Source organism: Nostoc commune NIES-4072 (assembly GCF_003113895.1).
Taxonomy (GTDB): domain Bacteria; phylum Cyanobacteriota; class Cyanobacteriia; order Cyanobacteriales; family Nostocaceae; genus Nostoc; species Nostoc commune.
The window spans coordinates 1,001,211-1,018,412 of sequence record NZ_BDUD01000001.1 but is presented as its reverse complement, the minus strand read 5'-3'; the positions used below and the strand labels follow the sequence as shown (position 1 = coordinate 1,018,412).

At 38.3% G+C, this 17,202-nt stretch carries 14 protein-coding genes; 11 read left to right on the top strand and 3 right to left on the bottom strand.

The features are described 5' to 3' along the window. The first annotated feature begins 199 nt into the window (after positions 1-199). The 6 genes from CDC33_RS41570 (at position 200) to CDC33_RS04490 (ending at position 7,901) form a co-directional block, all read left to right on the top strand. The gene (locus CDC33_RS41570) at positions 200-391 is read left to right on the top strand and encodes a CbtB domain-containing protein (protein WP_109007477.1); all 192 of its coding nucleotides are present in this window, start codon (positions 200-202) and stop codon (positions 389-391) included. Between the two features lie 426 nt (positions 392-817). Then, positions 818-1,987 (top strand): hypothetical protein, encoded by a 1,170-nt coding sequence (locus CDC33_RS04510; protein WP_109007476.1) that lies wholly within the window; start codon positions 818-820, stop codon positions 1,985-1,987. Between the two features lie 421 nt (positions 1,988-2,408). After that, the gene (locus tag CDC33_RS04505) at positions 2,409-4,424 is read left to right on the top strand and encodes an ArnT family glycosyltransferase (protein ID WP_244919139.1); all 2,016 of its coding nucleotides are present in this window, start codon (positions 2,409-2,411) and stop codon (positions 4,422-4,424) included. A gap of 56 nt (positions 4,425-4,480) precedes the next feature. After that, positions 4,481-5,623: a 7,8-didemethyl-8-hydroxy-5-deazariboflavin synthase subunit CofH gene (gene cofH, locus CDC33_RS04500; RefSeq protein WP_439956587.1), complete on the top strand. Its 1,143-nt coding sequence runs from the start codon at positions 4,481-4,483 to the stop codon at positions 5,621-5,623. Positions 5,624-5,843: 220 nt separating this feature from the next. After that, a complete protein-coding gene (locus CDC33_RS04495) occupies positions 5,844-6,518 on the top strand; it encodes a response regulator transcription factor (protein ID WP_109007474.1) in 675 nt (224 codons plus the stop codon). A gap of 150 nt (positions 6,519-6,668) precedes the next feature. After that, entirely contained in the window at positions 6,669-7,901 is a 1,233-nt protein-coding gene (locus CDC33_RS04490; RefSeq protein WP_109007473.1) for a HAMP domain-containing sensor histidine kinase, read from the top strand. A 23-nt stretch (positions 7,902-7,924) separates the two neighbouring features. Here the strand turns inward: CDC33_RS04490 and CDC33_RS04485 are convergent, their stop codons facing one another. Further along, complete coding sequence (locus CDC33_RS04485; RefSeq protein WP_109007472.1) at positions 7,925-8,410, bottom strand: PepSY domain-containing protein; 486 nt, start codon at positions 8,408-8,410, stop codon at positions 7,925-7,927. A gap of 280 nt (positions 8,411-8,690) precedes the next feature. Between CDC33_RS04485 and CDC33_RS04480 the strand changes: the two genes are divergently transcribed. From CDC33_RS04480 to psb27, 4 genes are all read left to right on the top strand, one after another. Then, positions 8,691-9,458 (top strand): COG4705 family protein, encoded by a 768-nt coding sequence (locus tag CDC33_RS04480; protein ID WP_109007471.1) that lies wholly within the window; start codon positions 8,691-8,693, stop codon positions 9,456-9,458. Between the two features lie 134 nt (positions 9,459-9,592). Continuing rightward, the gene (locus CDC33_RS04475; protein WP_109007470.1) at positions 9,593-10,348 is read left to right on the top strand and encodes a COG4705 family protein; all 756 of its coding nucleotides are present in this window, start codon (positions 9,593-9,595) and stop codon (positions 10,346-10,348) included. 9 nt (positions 10,349-10,357) lie between these two features. Continuing rightward, a complete protein-coding gene (locus tag CDC33_RS04470) occupies positions 10,358-11,056 on the top strand; it encodes a phosphatase PAP2 family protein (RefSeq protein ID WP_109007469.1) in 699 nt (232 codons plus the stop codon). 281 nt (positions 11,057-11,337) lie between these two features. Beyond that, entirely contained in the window at positions 11,338-11,742 is a 405-nt protein-coding gene (gene psb27 / locus CDC33_RS04465; protein WP_181373886.1) for a photosystem II protein Psb27, read from the top strand. A gap of 142 nt (positions 11,743-11,884) precedes the next feature. Here the strand turns inward: psb27 and polA are convergent, their stop codons facing one another. Further along, positions 11,885-14,824 carry a DNA polymerase I gene (polA, locus tag CDC33_RS04460; RefSeq protein ID WP_109007467.1) on the bottom strand — a complete coding sequence of 980 codons (2,940 nt, stop codon included), beginning with the start codon at positions 14,822-14,824 and terminating at the stop codon, positions 11,885-11,887. Positions 14,825-15,098: 274 nt separating this feature from the next. On the opposite strand from polA, the gene CDC33_RS04455 reads away from it, so the two are divergent. Continuing rightward, on the top strand, positions 15,099-15,968 hold the full coding sequence (locus tag CDC33_RS04455) for a Cof-type HAD-IIB family hydrolase (protein ID WP_109007466.1): 870 nt from the start codon (positions 15,099-15,101) through the stop codon (positions 15,966-15,968). Positions 15,969-16,148: 180 nt separating this feature from the next. Here CDC33_RS04455 and CDC33_RS04450 read toward each other — a convergent pair whose 3' ends face one another. Continuing rightward, positions 16,149-16,832, bottom strand: a complete 684-nt coding sequence (locus tag CDC33_RS04450; protein WP_369694281.1) for a DALR anticodon-binding domain-containing protein — start codon at positions 16,830-16,832, stop codon at positions 16,149-16,151. Between the last annotated feature and the right edge of the window lie 370 nt (positions 16,833-17,202).

The following is a 17,202-nucleotide window of genomic DNA, read 5'->3' as shown; positions in this document are numbered from 1 at the left end:
GTATGGACTTTATGTGGAGATTTCTGTCTCATGATGAGTCGATCTTCAAAAGATAGTATAGTATTCATTAAAGCCCAATTACCCAATACATTTGATACACACTTGTCAAAAACAAAGTTGATCGTATATCTTTTTGCAATCAAGCGGCATAATGCCCTTTGATTAATGAATTACCCGAATTTATTATAGGAGGTCAAAAATGACTAATTTTTCTCATATTTCAGCATTGCAGAAGACCGCAGGTATTACCTTATCCAAGCCTGTGCAGGTAACGCTTTATATGTTGCTATCTTCTTTAGTTATCTGGACTGTGTTGTTCTCTACCTATCCTGCGGCTCATAACACAGCACACTCAACGCGTCACCACACATTAGGCGTTGCATGTCACTAAATTATCATAATCTCAAGATTTTTTAGAATGCTTTGACATCTAACGAAATTACGACGCTAAAATAGCGCAAATTTCGCGCCAGTGTTTTTTGGATATACTTTTAGGTTTTGTAGAGATGCTTTATTTACCATCTCTACATCACCTTAATTAGATTTAGAATGTTGTCTGGTTTATGACTAATTATTTGACTTAAATTTTTTACTTTAACTTTCATCAACTGCTATTTAAGTTTTAGTTGCCAAAAGTACATGAGTTTCACATATAGAAATCCGGTTTTATTTATGAAAATATCCGTAGGATGTGTTAGCGACAGCATAACGCATCAAACCCTTGATAATAGTGCGTTACGAACTCCGTTCTAACACACTCTACAACACCTAATTTCGTTCAAAAATCAAATAGTAATCCTATATACCGTAAGTTTTTATGAAAAAATATCGCCTTTTTGGAGTTATCAGTGCTGTTTGCATAACTTTATCAATTCTTTATTCCTTTGTAGGGAATTCCCAAATTCCTACATCCAGAGTGCTACTCTCCACCAACCCACCTTTAGAACGTATTCTCCCCTTTGAAGCAGAGGCAGAAAGACCGCAATCTCCCGTTACCTTAAAGTTACAAGCTGTTAATGCTGCGGGTAAACCATTAGAAAATGCCAAAATTAGCTTACAAATTTTGACGCCTAATCGGAATCCTTGGTTAACAACAGATTTTCCCATTGTTGAGGGAACAAAATTGCTGCAAATGGATGCCACTGCACCTGATGGGAAGCTAGAAATTCAACAGATGTTACCCATTCGTGGTAATTACCAACTGCTGGTAAATGTGTCACCTTTAGTAGCAAATGCTTTTACCCCATATCAGCAAACTTTAAATCTGAATGTCCGCGAAAATCCAGTTAAATATAAATACTTTGTTGTTATTGCAGCTATTTTGCTATCACTTGGATTGTTGGGTGGTTGGGTTATTGGCGGACAAGAAGAACTCCAACAAGGAGAAATTGCACCACAGTCAGTCCGCCTTTTATTAAGTGCATTGACAGTGGTAGCTATAGTAACCCTATTAGTTATCAATATCAGTGCAGAAGTTGCAGAAGCTCATGGCAGCGAACACCATTCAAATAGTACCGAAGTAATTGCACCATCATCTCAAAAATCTCAGGGATTGGAAATTAACCTTGGTGGAGATAAAAACGCAACTGTAGGAAAACTTGCGAACTTATCATTACAGGTGAAAGATAGCGCAACTGGACAACCTATCAAAGATGTAGCGTTACAGGTAAAAGCGATCGCCCTTGAACATAATTTAACAGTCTTTGATTACAAAGGTATTCCCGACGAACAAGGGAAGTTAGCATGGCTAGAGCAGTTTTTTGATGGTTCACCCCACAAAATCGAGGTGGAAGCAACTCCTCTACCAGGATCTAGCCGTCAATTTGCACCAGTGAAGGTAGCACAAGAAGTTGAAGTTGAAGCGATCGCACCACCAATTTATATCCGATTGATTGGTTTATTCTACTTTACAGCCTTTGTCGGCATTGGTATGGCGATCGGATTACTAATACAGCACCGACGCACACCACAAGCAAGGGAAAGTTAGTAATATCAGTCTTTTACTGAGAATTCCAGCCAATATAACAATGTACATTAAGTAAGTGGGTTAAATTAAATACAAAATCTTATCTTTAATCCCTCTCCTTAGCAAGCAAAAGAATTGAGGATAAGCTTTTATCTTATATTTAATTACGCCTACCTACTTAAATTTTAGACTGGCAAAAAATAAATTATCCAAAATTATTTGCACATTTCTAGGGACGCAAGGTTTTGCGCCCCGGAAATAACATATTTTTAAACCGGAAGTTTCTTAAGTGGGTAAGAATAAATCAAAGTATCTTACGCAGTGTAAAATTAATTAAATTAGCTGGTAGTAAGCGGCTTCAGACCATATTACAATTACCAGAGGAGAAATTATATTTATAGGACTTACGCACACTCTACGAATTCTCGGCGTTCTTGGCGTCTTGGCGGTTCGACAAATTAAGCTTTTGGGCTATTTGTGCGTAAGTCCTAATTTAAAATGGGTAATATTATTGATGTTTATATTTTTACCTCTTATTTCCTTAATAACTATTTTTTTGTTAGTTAATAAAAAACGTATCGATTGGCGCGAGTCACTGATATTAGCAATTACTTACTGGGGAATTTTAGTCACTGCGATCACAGAATTTTTAAGTCTTTTTAAATTAACTACTTTTGGCTGGATAGTGCTAACTTGGGGATTGATATGTATTATATTAATCTATATATACTTTCGGCTAAATCACCAAATAATTCCGAGGCCAGAGCAAATAAATTCTTCTCAAATAAAGAAAAATATTAAAATTAAACCCTTAATACATTTATTATATGGAATAGGTTTCATTGTAGCGACAGTTGGATTAATTGCCATCATAGCACCACCTAATAATTGGGATTCTATGGACTATCACATGAGCCGTGTTGCTCATTGGATACAAAATCATAGCATTGCCCATTATCCAACAAGTTATACCCCACAGCTATATCAAAACCCTTGGTCAGAGTTCGTGATTTTGCATTTTCAGCTTTTAAGTGGTGGTGACTACTTCGCTAACTTAGTCCAATGGTTCAGTATGATTGGCTGTATTATTGGAGTGTCATTAATTGCAAAACAACTAGGAGCAGATTTACGAGGTCAAGTTTTCTCTGCGGTTGTAACTGCAACAATTCCTATGGGAATTTTGCAAGCTTCAAGCACTCAAAATGATTATGTAGTTGCATTTTGGTTAGTTTGTCTTGCTTACTACTTGCTGTCAACTATCCAAGCAGGAAAAAGTGATATTTGGACGAATTCAATCAATATTGGTAGTAGCACAGGATTAGCTATTTTGAGCAAGGGAACTGCTTATTTTTATGTATTTCCCTTCTTAATTTGGTTTGGTTTTTACCTGATTAAACGCTTACACTGGCAAGCATGGAAGCCTGCTTTGATAGTAGGCAGTATATCTTTATTACTTAATATTAGTCACTACTTACGCAATTATAATTTGTTTGCTTCCCCACTTGGTGAACCGGGTGGCTATAGTAATGAAATACTAGGTGTTAATATACTCATTTCTAATATCCTGAGAAATATTGCTTTACATATAGGAACACCGATTGGTTTCTGGAATGGAAAAGCAAACAGATTAATTCAACTTATACATATACTCATCGGTGTAGATTATAACGATCCTCGGACAACTTTTTCCCAGACATTCTTTGTGCCAGGAGGTTGGTCAACAATTGGGATAAGTGGTAATGAAAATAGTGCTGGTAATTTATTACATTTAGCACTAATATTGATATGTATTATTATTTTTTTAACTCGAAAATATCTTCGTAAAGACAGTTATATTTTTACTTACCTCATTGCTACTGTATCTACATTTCTAATATTTTGCTACTTGCTAAAATGGCAAGTCTGGAATAGTCGTCTGCATTTACCTTTGTTTGTTCTAATTTCTCCATTTGTAGGTGTGGTATTATCTAAGATAAAACAGCAAAAAATAGCAATTTTTATAGTAACATTTTTGCTAATTTCATCATTGCCGTGGGTGTTTTTTAATAGATACAGACCTATTATTGATAGCAATAATATATTCCAAACCCCCAGAATTGAGCAGTATTTTAGTAATAGACCATTCCTCAAAAGTACTTACACAGGAGCAGTTGAGTTTTTAAATTCAAAAAAATGCTCGGATATTGGGCTATCAATGGGAAATGACCCTTGGGAATACCCTTTATGGGTACTTTTGCAGCAAAATAATCAAAAAGCACTTAAAATTCAACATATTAATGTAACTAATATTTCAGCTAGTTTAGAAAAAGAGGCTTCCTATAAAGATTTTGAACCTTGCGGGATTATTTCAATGGAAACTAAAAAAAGTAAACAAAAGAAATCTCAAGAAATTAATTTTAAAGATAAAACTTATGTCCGTTCTTGGGATTCTCCAGACCTTGGTGTATTTATTAAGTAGAATTTTATTATTTACAAGATCCTAAAATTAAGATTTACTCAGAAGTTAAGAAAGTAATGCTGACAAAAATTACTGTTGAAAAAATTCTTGACCGTGCCTTGATGGGATACGACTTATCTCTCGAAGAGGGAGTGGTATTGTTACAGCAAACTGACGAGGAGGCGATCGCAGCAATACGTCATACATCCGACACACTCCGCCACACTCAAGCAGGCGATACGGTTACATACATAATTAATCGTAATATTAACTTTACTAATATTTGTGAGCAACACTGTAGTTTTTGTGCATTCCGTCGAGATGATGGTGATGCCGGTGCATACTGGTTAGATTCGGCGCAAATTTTAGAAAAAGCGACAGATGCAGTGCAACGGGGTGCAACGGAAATCTGTATGCAGGGCGGATTAAATCCACAAGCGCAGATAAATGGTAAATCTTTGCCTTATTATCTCAAGGTTGTGGAAACCATCAAACAAGAATTTCCCCACATACATCTCCACGCTTTCTCTCCCCAAGAAGTGGAATTTATCGCTAGACTTGATGGACTTGGGTATGCTGATGTAATTGCTGCTTTGCGCGATGCTGGTGTTGGCTCAATGCCAGGAACAGCAGCTGAAGTGTTAGACGATGAAGTAAGGCGGATATTGTGTCCAGAGAAGATTAACACAGCCACTTGGCTAGAAATTGTTAGCACTGCTCATAAATTAGGCTTGCATACCACTAGCACCATGTTATCTGGGCATATTGAAACCCACGAACAGCAAATTGGGCATTTAGAAAAATTGCGATCGCTCCAACAAACCGCCATTAATCAGGGATATCCCGCAAACATCACAGAGTTTATTTTATTACCCTTCGTTGGGCAAGAAGCGCCCAAACCCTTACGCCGCCGTGTCGGACGCGATCAACCAGTTTTGAGTGATGCCCTGCTGCTAGGCGCTGTAGCGCGGATTTACTTAGGTAATTGGATTCCTAACCATCAGCAGAGTTGGGTAAAACTGGGGCTTGCAGGTGCAACAGAAGCCTTACTTTGGGGTTGCAACGATATCGGCGGCACATTAATGGAGGAGCATATTACCACAATGGCAGGTGCTTTGGGTGGTACGTGTATGGAAGTGGAAACTTTGGAAAATGCGATCGCTTCTTTAGGAAGACCTTATCAACAACGCAATACTCTTTATCAAAAAGTTAATAGTTAAGAATAGATTTTATCTCTGTGTTCTCTGCGTCTGAGTGATGAAACAAACCACTTTTAAAGCGCAGAGAGTTCAGAGATAAATAAACAATTTATAGGAACATTAATCAAATCGAATTAAGTTCAGGTTAAGAATATAGGATAAAAATTTTAAGATTACCCTTGTAGGTAAGATAATCCTGATTTTGTGTTAGCAAGCTCTAATAATTTAGAGGTGGAGCATTATGAGAATTTTGATAGTTGAAGATGACGATCGCATTGCTAAACCATTAGCCGAGTTTTTAAGACGACAACACCATATTGTAGATATAACAACCGATGGTTTTGCAGCCTGGGAATGGTCACAGTCAGGATTATATGAGCTAATTTTATTAGATTTAATGCTTCCTAAATTAGATGGCATTACTTTATGTAAGCGTTTACGCGCTACTTCATCTAATGTTTTGATTTTAATGCTGACAGCACGAGATACAACAGACGATAAAATTATCGGACTTGATGCTGGTGCTGATGATTACTTGATTAAACCATTTGACTTAAAAGAATTAGCAGCACGCATCAGGGCTTTAGCTCGAAGAACTCCAGAGATTCGTCCCCAGATTTTAATCCACGGTGATTTGCAACTAGACCCAGCAACTCAACAGGTTACTTATGCAGGAAATATCATATCATTAACTCCTAAAGAATATATGATATTAGAATATTTTTTGAGAAACCCAAATCAAGTTGTCACTCGTACCGCAATTCTTGACAAACTGTGGGACTTTGATAAATCTTCGGGAGAAGGAAGTATTAAAACTCATATTACAAATTTGCGGAATAAACTTAAAGCATCTGGAATTTCAGAGGACTTGATTGAAAATATTTATGGCATTGGTTATCGTTTAGGACACAATTAAAATAATTCGTAATTCGTAATTCGTAATGGGTATTTATAAAGAGCCACAAAACTAGCCGTTTCTTAGTTGTTGGGGACTTAAATTCCCAGTATTTATTAATATAAGTCAATTTTTTAGTTAATAATTAACAATTTTACGGCGATAAATAATGTGTTTCAAAGAATCAGATATCGTTTATTATTGTCTTACTTAGTTGTGTTTGCATCGCTGCTGGGAATATTTGCGATCGCAGTCCGATTTGCTTTCACTCGCAGTCTGAGTGAACAAATAACAGATAAACTCACAGCCATAGGCAAAGGTGCAGCTGCAAATGTAGAGTCTGAAAAAGGTCGCTTAACAGTTGAAAGTGACTTTCGTCCCCAAGACTTAATTGCTTCTCATCAAGGATTAGAGTGGTTTGATACTCAGGGAAATTTAATTAACCAACAAGGAAAAACTGTTTTGAATTTACCTTTTTTACCAAACAAAATGGTACAAACTCAGACAGGTAAAGTTCCTATCCGAGTAGTGACTGTTCCAATTTTTGCTAGTGATAATGGTGAGCTTGTTGGGTATGTAAGAGTGAGCCAATCTTTAGAAGAATTTGATGAAACCCTGCAAAAACTGGACTTGGTGTTAAGCAGTGGAATTATTATAACTTTGGTTTTTAGTGGTATTGGCGGAATTTTACTAACTCGTCAAGCAATGCAACCCATTGAACAGAGCTTTCAAAAACTCAAACAGTTTACTGCTGATGCTTCCCATGAACTACGCAGTCCGTTAATGGCTATCAAAATTAATGCTGAGTTACCGCTACAATATCCAGAAGAAATCGGGCCAAAAGATGCAGAAAAGTTTCAAGCGATCGCCAGTGCTACTAACCAGATGACTCGCCTCACAGAAGACTTATTATTGTTAGCACGCACCGATAAAGTCCCGACTCAGAATAGAGATACTCTCAATTTAACCTCAATATTAGAGAACCTAATACAACTGTATAAACCTCAAGCTGAAGCTAAACAAATTAACTTTAAATTTAAATTAATTACTAATCTTCAGCTAGTAGGTGATTCAGTTCAATTAACGCGACTGTTTACTAATTTAATTGAAAACGCACTCTACTATACACCATCAGGAGGTATAGTTGAAATCAGAACTAGTCGCGTCGGTTCCCAGCTTTATGTCAACGTGCAAGATACAGGCGTGGGAATTGCACCAGAGCATATTGACAAGGTTTTTGAGCGTTTTTGGCGAGCCGATCAGTCTCGGTCTTATTGGTCAGGTGGTTCTGGTTTAGGGTTGGCGATCGCTCAAGCTATTGCCCAAAATCACGGTGGATTAATTAGTGTTACGAGTCAATTAGGAGTTGGTAGTTGTTTTACTGTGCATTTACCAACTTCTTAACAATGTGATTTTAACTTTCCTACTTACTTACCATCATCATTGGTTTCGCGATCGCCATCAGTAGTTTCTTTAACTTGAATACTACTCTTGGGACGAGTAGCTTCATTCTTCTCATCTTGTTGATTAGCATTTTCAACATAAAGAACTTTGCCGTTACCAGCATCTACTGTAACTTCTTGCTGACCAATTTCTACAGCATAAATTAAGTTGCCATCTTCATTTTCGAGTTTGACACTTTTTGCCTTACCTCCCACAGATGCTTCAACTGCTTGCTGTGCTTGTTGTGCTGTAATTTTAGCTAGCGGTTGCAGTTTCGCCGCTTCTTGTGAATCATCGTTGGTTTCACCGTCTCCATCACTGGCTTCAGCAACTTTGGTAACACTATGATGTTGACGTGCAATTGCTACAAAAGATTGTGGTTGTTTTGCAGAAACAGCTTTCGACAATTCAGCAAGTCCTAAAGTACCAATAAAAGCTGCTACCAAAATAATTTTGCTTAAAATCTTCATACTTGTAAAATCCCTTGAAGTCTGGGTTTGTATTTTCACAGTAGGTAATAAAAGTCCAGAAATAGTCAAGATTGATTTAAGTTCAACAAATTTAATATCAAATGGTGAAATTAACTTTTAAGTAGACATTTCAGCTATTTTTAGTGACTTTCTCAGAATAAAATTCCGTTTTCAATCAAACCTTGACTATTTCTTGACTTTTGCTGTGTAAAGTATAATCACTCACTAATTTCTGACAACACATCTCACTTCTACGGAAAAATCAAGAAGGGGAAAGATTATGAATAAGATATTAAATAGGGTTCCAGAGATTACAATTTACTTCTGGATTATTAAGGTTTTGGCAACCACGGTAGGTGAAACCGCAGCAGATTTTCTATCAGCAACCCTACATCTTGGTTTAGGCATTACATCTTACATTATGAGCGGCGTGTTATTGATGGCGCTGTTGAATCAGTTTAAGCTTAAACGTTATGTTCCCGCCAGTTTTTGGTTTGTGGTCGTTTTAATAAGTATCGTTGGCACACTGATCACTGATAGATTAGTAGACGAGCTTGGAGTTAGTTTGGTGACAACTACTGTAATTTTTAGTGTTTCCTTGTTGGTAGTGTTTGCGCTCTGGTATTCAAACGAAAAGACATTAGCCATGCACTCCATCAATACAGCTAAAAGAGAGCTTTTTTATTGGGTAGCTGTTTTGTTTACGTTTGCCTTGGGTACTGCAACAGGAGACCTTTTAGCAGAGTCTTTGGGACTAGGTTATGCACAATCAGCACTGATATTTGGTGCTTCAATTGCAATCATAACAATCGGTTATTATTACTTGTGGATGAATGCAGTTTTGGCATTCTGGTTAGCTTACATCTTAACTCGTCCGCTTGGAGCATCTATAGGTGATTTACTATCCCAATCTACCACAAATGGTGGCTTTGGTTTTGGTACTGTCGGAACCAGTATGCTTTTTCTTTCTATAATCGTGAGTCTGGTTATTTACTTAAGTCTTAAGCAGAATAAATCAGCCTTACTGCCGATTGACCGACAAGACTAACTAGCGATCGCCTTCTCGAACTTAGGTATTTTTCTGTTTATAATCTGGCAATTTGATAGTTATTGAATTTTTTCTTTATGAGAAAATCATAAGTTTAGATAAAGTAGATAACCCAACAATAAGAACGAGTAAAAATGAGCAAACTTCCACACATTACCGCCTTCTTTTGGATCATGAAGATATGTGCAACTACTCTGGGAGAAACCGCAGGAGACCTTTTATCGATGACCCTAAATGTAGGCTATGCGATTAGTTCTCTTATATTGATTGGAGTGTTTTTAGCAACTCTTATAACTCAATTAATCTCGAAAAGCTATAACCCATTGCTTTATTGGACGGTCATCCTTTCAACTAGCACGGCTGGCACAACAATGTCAGATTTCATGGATCGCACGTTAGGGCTGGGCTACGCTACAGGGACTACGATTTTAGTCACCATTCTCTTAACTATTTTGGCTTTCTGGCGATTCTGTGTTGGGTCTCTATCTGTTAATAATATTAAAACCCCTAAAGTTGAGCTGCTTTATTGGACTACAATTCTCTTTTCAAATACTTTAGGTACTGCTATGGGTGATTTTCTAGCCGATAGTTCTGGACTTGGATTTGCAGGAGGAGCGCTCCTAATTTCTAGTTTGCTTGCCCTGGTACTGGCGGCGCATTATTATACCCAAATTTCCCAAGTCATGTTGTTTTGGATTGCGTTTGTCTTAACCCGACCATTTGGTGCAACACTGGGGGATATTCTGACAAAACCACACATCAAAGGTGGCCTAGATTTTGGTACTATCGGTTCATCTATAGTGCTTGTATCAATACTTGGGGTTTGTATATTGTTCACAACGCTAAAGCATAAAAAACTAGTAGTAGCTAGACATTCTAATGATAAATAATATTAAATTATGCTCAGACAAATTTCTAATTTCTGGTTACATCATATACATCCTCGCTTGGCTCCCTTAATTGCCACAATTGGTATTGTTGGACTTGCTAGTTGTCTGCTAATCCTTTTTGTTTTAGCAAAACTGGCAGAAGAGGTTTTGGAGCGAGAAAGTTTTGTATTTGATACTAATTTTTTGTTATGGCTACATCAGTTTGCCAATCCAAATTTAGACAATTTAATGCTATTTGTTACAAATATTGGTAATCCCAACACAGTAGTTATAGTTGCAGGTATTACTGTTTTATTACTTTGGTGGCGACGTTACCAAGAAGAAGCAAAAGTTTTTGTAATTGCTTGCTTAGGAGGGTTAATTTTAAATACAGGGCTAAAGTTGTTTTTTTCTAAACCTCGCCCAGAACTGTGGCATCAATTGATTTCTGAAAAATCTTTTAGTTTCCCTAGTGGTCATGCACTAGGCTCTATGGTACTTTATGGTTTCATTGCTTACGAATTGGCAACTCACTATCCTCATTTTGCTAAAGTTATTTATAGTTTGACAGTTATTTTAATTGCTGCTATTGGGATCAGCCGCTTATATTTAGGAGTCCATTGGCCTACAGACATAATTGCAGGTTATGGAGTCGGTTTTTTGTGGCTAATGATATGTATTACGATGCTTAAATTGCAAAGATTGAGGCGAAAGAAGGTAGTTGATTAAATCTTTAAGTCTGTACACCGAAGGAGTTACCTTTGCTAAAGTCTCTTGCAAAGAAGGCATCTGGGTGAGAATTATCCCATCAGATTTTTTAATCACCCGATTTTTTTGCCCAATATACTTGTACGAGCGCCTTTTAGGTAAAAACAGCCCAGCCTACAAACGCGATTAATCTCGTCTCTCCGCAGTACAGACGCAATTAATCGTATCTCTTCCCATTCAATTGATCCCCAAGATACCAATCCAAGATACGATGGACGTTGATTTACGTATTCTTTTACTTAATGCATATGAAGCGCTATTGGTCGCGTTTGCTTGCGCTGGTTTTGGTTGTATCTATCGGCTTAATGGGCTGTTCTGGCAGTCCAGATAGCTTAACTGGGGATTATCGCCAAGACACCTTAGCTGTGGTCAATATTATGAGACAAGCTCTGGATCTATCACAAGATTCATCAGACAAAGCAGCAGTTCAAGCAGAAGCGCGTCAAAAAATTAATGACTTTTCGGCTCGCTATCAGCGAGTTAACTCTGTTTCTGGTCTTGGCTCTTTTACAACCATGCGAACAGCCCTCAACTCCCTGGCTGGACACTACAGTTCTTACCCAAATCGTCCTGTACCCGAAAAACTCAAAAATCGTTTAGAGAAGGAGTTACAGCAGGTAGAAGCAGCGCTAAAGCGTGGCGGTTAATTTTTAACTATTGCCTACTACTCCATCATCAAGAGTCAATACTTTTGGCTCTTGATTACTTTGTCAATTTGATATAAAATTTTTAAATTTTCAAATAAACTGATTGACACTTTTATAGCTAAAAGCCTTGTCAGAGTTCAACTTACTTCGTCTCCATCCAATTTTCACCGACACGCGCATCCACAAGTAACGGTACACTTAACTGGACTGCATTTTCCATCACCGACTTAATTTGCGGTTGTAATTCTTCCCATTCATCAGGGGGAATTTCAAACACCAATTCATCGTGAACTTGCAACAACAAACGCGCCTGATAGTTCTTCAAAACCTCATGCAATCTCACCATTGCAATTTTGATAATATCAGCATTAGAACCTTGAATTGGTGCATTAGCAGCAGAGCGTAGTAAACCTGCATCATAAGCACCCAAATTCTTCAATTTACTTAGATCAATATCTTCTGGGTTACTACCTTTTAATCTGCGTAAACTGTTATTAGTAAAGTCAAAATAACGACGGCGACCGTGAATAGTTTCTACATAACCAAAAGCGATCGCTTCTTTTTTCATTCGCTCTAAATATGCAAAAACTTTCGGATATCGTTCATTAAACCGCTTAATGAACTCGTTAGCAATAGTCTTATCTATCCCAGTTGAACGCGAAAACCTTAAAGAACCCATTCCATAAATCACACCAAAATTGATAGTTTTTGCTATCCCTCGTTCTTCTGAGGTTATATTTTCTTTTTCAAACACTAACCGCGCCGTCACAGTGTGAACATCTTCATTTTGCTGATATGCTTGCACTAATATTGGCTCTTGACTCAAATGAGCCAAAATCCGCAATTCAATTTGTGAGTAATCAGCAGCTACCATTAACCAACCAGATTCTGGCAAAAATGCCTTGCGAATTTGGCGACTAAAAGCCGTACGAATGGGGATATTTTGCAAATTTGGATTAGAAGAAGATAGCCTACCAGTTGATGTTGCTGCTTGATTAAAATCAGTATGTACTCGCTGTGTATCTGGACGCACCAATGCAGGTAATGCATCAACATAAGTAGACTTTAATTTAGATAGAGTGCGATACTCAATGATCGCCTCAACAAATCCACTTTTATCATCTTCTTGAAGTTTTTCCAGCGTTGCTGCATCTGTAGAAAAGCCCGTTTGAATTTTACGAGAATGTCTAGTACTTAACCCCAACTTTTCAAACAAAATTTGGCTCAACTGCTTAGGCGAACCCAAGTTAAAATTTTCCCCAGCTATTTCAGTGGCTTCCTCTTTTAACCTGGCTAGCTCAGTTTCTAAATGCTGGGAAAGCTCTTGTAAATAAGCTGAATTAATGCGGACACCCGTGTATTCCATTTCAGCTAAAACCGCTTCTAGTGGCTGTTCCACTTCTACTAATAGCTTAGACAAAGTTGGAATTTTATCCAGTTCTTCACGCAATTTAGCCACTAAGCTAAAGGTAGAATAAGCATCCATACCACAGTAATCTGCTACCGCAGGAATATCTATATCAGCAATAGTTTTACCTTTAGGAACTAAATCTAAATAACTTTTCGCTATTAATCCCAAATATCGCTGTGACAAATCCATCAAATTATGACTTGAATCGGGATTTAGAATGTAACTTGCGAGCATAGGATCAAAAACTACTCCCGCTAAATTAATTCCTTGACACTTTAAAACTAAGCGGTCAAATTTCCCATTCTGTAAAGCTTTCGGATAATCAGTACTTTCGAGAATTGGGCGTAATGCTTCTAGCGTCAAATCTTTATGCAAATTTTCCCCAGTTTTATGCCCCACAGGAATATAGGCTACCTCATCTGGTTGGATTCCCCAGCAGCAACCAATTCCTACTAACTCAGCATCTCTCGGTTCTAAATCGGTGGTTTCAGTGTCCCAAGCAACGGGTGTTTCTGGATTAGTGAATTTTTGCAAAAGTTTCACCAACTCATCTAATTTGGCTTCAGTGTTGATGATGCGTGGTGTAATTTGGGAAGTAGATTGTTGTGTAACTGCTGCTGTATCGCTAGCACTGAAAAACCACAAATCATTATCTTCATTAGTATTGAATTCTAAGTTAGTATTGGGGCTACTTATATCTGTTTTGGCTTCTTGCTTTTCTTCAACTTTGCCACCAAAACGTTGCTGCAAGTCGTTTATTTTACCTAAAAAAGACTTGAATTCTAACTTTTCTAAAATTGGTGCTAAAACGTTTGTATCAAAGCCTTTTAACTTGCAATCTTCTAAATTAAACTCTATAGGAACATCTAAAACTATGGTTGCCAAATAGCGAGACTTCTCGGCATCTTCTTTACCCGTTGCCAGTTTTTTCTGAGTTGCGCCTTTTATTTCATCTAACGCAGCATAAACACCATCAAGTGAATCATAAGTATTTAACAGCTGCACTGCTGTCTTGTCCCCAATTCCCTTGACACCAGGAATATTATCTGATTTATCACCACAAAGAGCTTTAAAATCAACAATTTGTGAAGGTAAAACCCCCATTTTCTCTTTGACTTGTTCTGCTTTAAATTCCGCAATGCTATTTGTAGAGCGTTTTAAGGCATCTGGACTAAAATTTAGAACAGTGATTTCTTTGTCAGAGTCGATCAGTTGAAATAAATCGCGATCGCCAGTGAGAATCTTCACCCTATACCCAGCAGCAGTTACTCGTTGTGATAATGTTCCCAAAACATCATCTGCCTCGTAACCAGGGGCAGTAAAAATTGGTAAATTGAAGCCATTCAGCAATTCATGCAGGTTTTCTAAGTCGGGAATGAAGTCTTCTGGCGTTTCTTTGCGATCGGCTTTATAAGTATCGTCAGCTTCATGACGAAAAGTGGCCTCACCCAAATCAAAAGCGATCGCCATTGCTTGGGGCTGTTGTGTTGCCATTACCTCCAGCAGGCACTTCACAAAACCAAAACATATACTGGTAGGAATGCCCGTTTTTGTACGCAGCCCTCCATCTCGCCCTTTGGCGAAAGCAAAGTATGAACGGTAAGCCAGGGAGTGTCCATCTACGAGGATGAACGTGGGGCGTGTTGCGGTTGCAGAAGTGATTTCAGACATACCCCTATTTTAGCCAGAAGCTTTGTCACATAGTTAGCAATTTCAGATGCTAGTACCGCAAAGCGGAAGTCAAAAGTCAAAAGTATTATGGAACAGGCTTTTTAGGGATTTTAAATGGTTGCTCTATTTACGCCGTGGCGTACTAAGCGTGGACTAAACTCCTTACTTAGTCTTCTTTAGAAGACTTTAGCTATAAGCCTCAGAATGAATTCTGAGGCGGTCGTGGTGCAAGTTCTGAGTTAACCTCTTACTGGAACTTAAAATCTAGGAAATTATGCCGAAAGCATCTGCTACACACTTGGCATCTACTGAGCATCAGTCTGCGACGAAAGACATTAAACTACTAGTTTTGGATATAGATGGCACGATCGCTGGACACTCTAACACCATCAGCGAACCTGTAAAGCAAGCTATTATTGCAGCGCAAGCACGAGGAATTCAAGTGGCGATCGCTACAGGCCGAATGTATCGTTCAGCCTTGCGCTTTCACCAAGACATCGGCTCTACTCTACCATTAATGGCCTATCAGGGAGCCTGGATTCAAGATCCGATCACCCAAAAAATCCATCGCCATTGGACTGTTTCTAGTGAAATCGCCCACAAGTTACTCGACTATTTTGAACAGCCTGAATTGCGATCGCTCCTATCTGTCCACTTCTACATCAACGATCAACTATACGTCCGTGAAGTAACCAGAGAAACCAAAATTTATGCAGAACGTTCTGGTATTACCCCGATTCCAGTAGGTGATTTGCGTCAAGCCTTAACAAATGAACCGACAAAAATTCTTGCTTTGTGTGATGACACTGATGTAATCGAAAAGCTATTGGGAAATTTGCGCCTTCAGTACACACCGGCTGAACTTTATCTCACAACATCTGTTGCTACCTTCTTTGAAGCAACTAACGCCTCTGTGAATAAAGGAACTGCTGTACGTTACCTAGCCGAAGAACTGCTGGGATTAGAGTTAGCCAATGTTATGGCAATTGGCGATAACTTCAATGATGTAGAAATGCTGGAGTATGTCGGACTGGGTGTAGCTATGGGCAACGCACCAGCAGGAGTGCAAGCGATCGCGCAGTGGGTAGCTCCCAACGTAGAGGAAGATGGTGCAGCAGTAGCAATTGAAAAGTTTTTGCTGTAGGTGAAGGCAATTTTTCAAACCCAACCCATATAAATCAGAAAGGACACCGACGACTGGCCGTGTTTCGTCTCGGTGTCCTAGCTGGTTCGCTCCTCACACACCTGTTAATGTAGCTGAGGTGATGCATTGAGTCAATAGATATATAAAAGTTTTTCTTTTGGCCTAAGCGACATTACCGATTTATAACTCTAAGGGCGCAAAAACACCCAAATTTTCCTCTAGGACAAATCTTAATACTGACTGAGTAGCCATAAGCAATCCGAGTCTGGCTTGGGCTAACTCTGGTGAAGTAATTTTCACCTCACCCCAAATCCGGCAATTACACCAAAACTTTTCAAAAGCTTGGCTCAAACTCAACGCTACTTTTTCCCATTTTACAGAACCTTTAACCTCAGGGCACTGTATATTGTCTACCACTTGTATTAACTCACCAATTAGACGACGCTCATCTGGGTGATTTAGCCGCAGTGTTCCGTCATCATTGAGCCAAGGTAAAGGGTTAGGAGAGATAACACTCCAAAAAGCTGGACTAGTATTTGGAACTGGTTCTCTAAGTTTAATCAATCCCTCTCGGTGAGCCAGAAGCACCAGCGAACAGCAGCGTGCATGGGCATATTTAACAGCAAACAAATTAGGCATTGGGCATGGGGCATGGGGCATTGGGCATTGGTTATTCGCCTCATCTCTCTCATCTCCCTCATCTCCCTCATCTTCCCCACTCCCCTCTACAAGACTTTGTAACCAAGTCGCTAACGTCGAGTGAGTTAATTCAAAATGTATCAAACCAGGGGGAACTATTTGGATGCTAAAAACGTCCTCACAGATCCCTGATATATCTGAGGCGATCGCGCTGGCAAGCTCCATTGCTTTTCGATTCTGAGATTTTGATAGTCCTAAAGACACACTTGAGGTGTATAAAATTCTATTACTATCTCTACCTTTATGTAGAGGTATTTTCTCATTCTTTATGCATTTATTTTTTGCTTTATAAGTATCAATGCTTAGTGATTTTATTAAGTAACTGTACACTAACTGTTTGATTGACGTATATTTGCTAACTTGTATTTTATAATGCACGTAATATTATTTAAATCATCATGTAAGATATATTTGTTACTTTTTTGTCATCAGTCTTGCGGTATAAATTTAATTTAGATAAAGAAAAATGAGAAGAGGATAAAATTTGATGAATAATCGATGAATAGTAAGTAAACTTTACTACCATCATTGTACA

Coding starts and splice junctions, on each gene's coding strand:
- cofH (WP_439956587.1), top strand. CDS start 4,481: ATGCTGACAAAAATTACTGTTGAAAAAATTCTTGACCGTGCCTTGATG.
- CDC33_RS41570 (WP_109007477.1), top strand. CDS start 200: ATGACTAATTTTTCTCATATTTCAGCATTGCAGAAGACCGCAGGTATT.
- CDC33_RS04470 (WP_109007469.1), top strand. CDS start 10,358: ATGCTCAGACAAATTTCTAATTTCTGGTTACATCATATACATCCTCGC.
- CDC33_RS04455 (WP_109007466.1), top strand. CDS start 15,099: ATGCCGAAAGCATCTGCTACACACTTGGCATCTACTGAGCATCAGTCT.
- CDC33_RS04480 (WP_109007471.1), top strand. CDS start 8,691: ATGAATAAGATATTAAATAGGGTTCCAGAGATTACAATTTACTTCTGG.
- CDC33_RS04510 (WP_109007476.1), top strand. CDS start 818: ATGAAAAAATATCGCCTTTTTGGAGTTATCAGTGCTGTTTGCATAACT.
- polA (WP_109007467.1), bottom strand. CDS start 14,824: ATGTCTGAAATCACTTCTGCAACCGCAACACGCCCCACGTTCATCCTC.
- psb27 (WP_181373886.1), top strand. CDS start 11,338: ATGCATATGAAGCGCTATTGGTCGCGTTTGCTTGCGCTGGTTTTGGTT.
- CDC33_RS04495 (WP_109007474.1), top strand. CDS start 5,844: ATGAGAATTTTGATAGTTGAAGATGACGATCGCATTGCTAAACCATTA.
- CDC33_RS04475 (WP_109007470.1), top strand. CDS start 9,593: ATGAGCAAACTTCCACACATTACCGCCTTCTTTTGGATCATGAAGATA.
- CDC33_RS04485 (WP_109007472.1), bottom strand. CDS start 8,410: ATGAAGATTTTAAGCAAAATTATTTTGGTAGCAGCTTTTATTGGTACT.
- CDC33_RS04450 (WP_369694281.1), bottom strand. CDS start 16,832: ATGGAGCTTGCCAGCGCGATCGCCTCAGATATATCAGGGATCTGTGAG.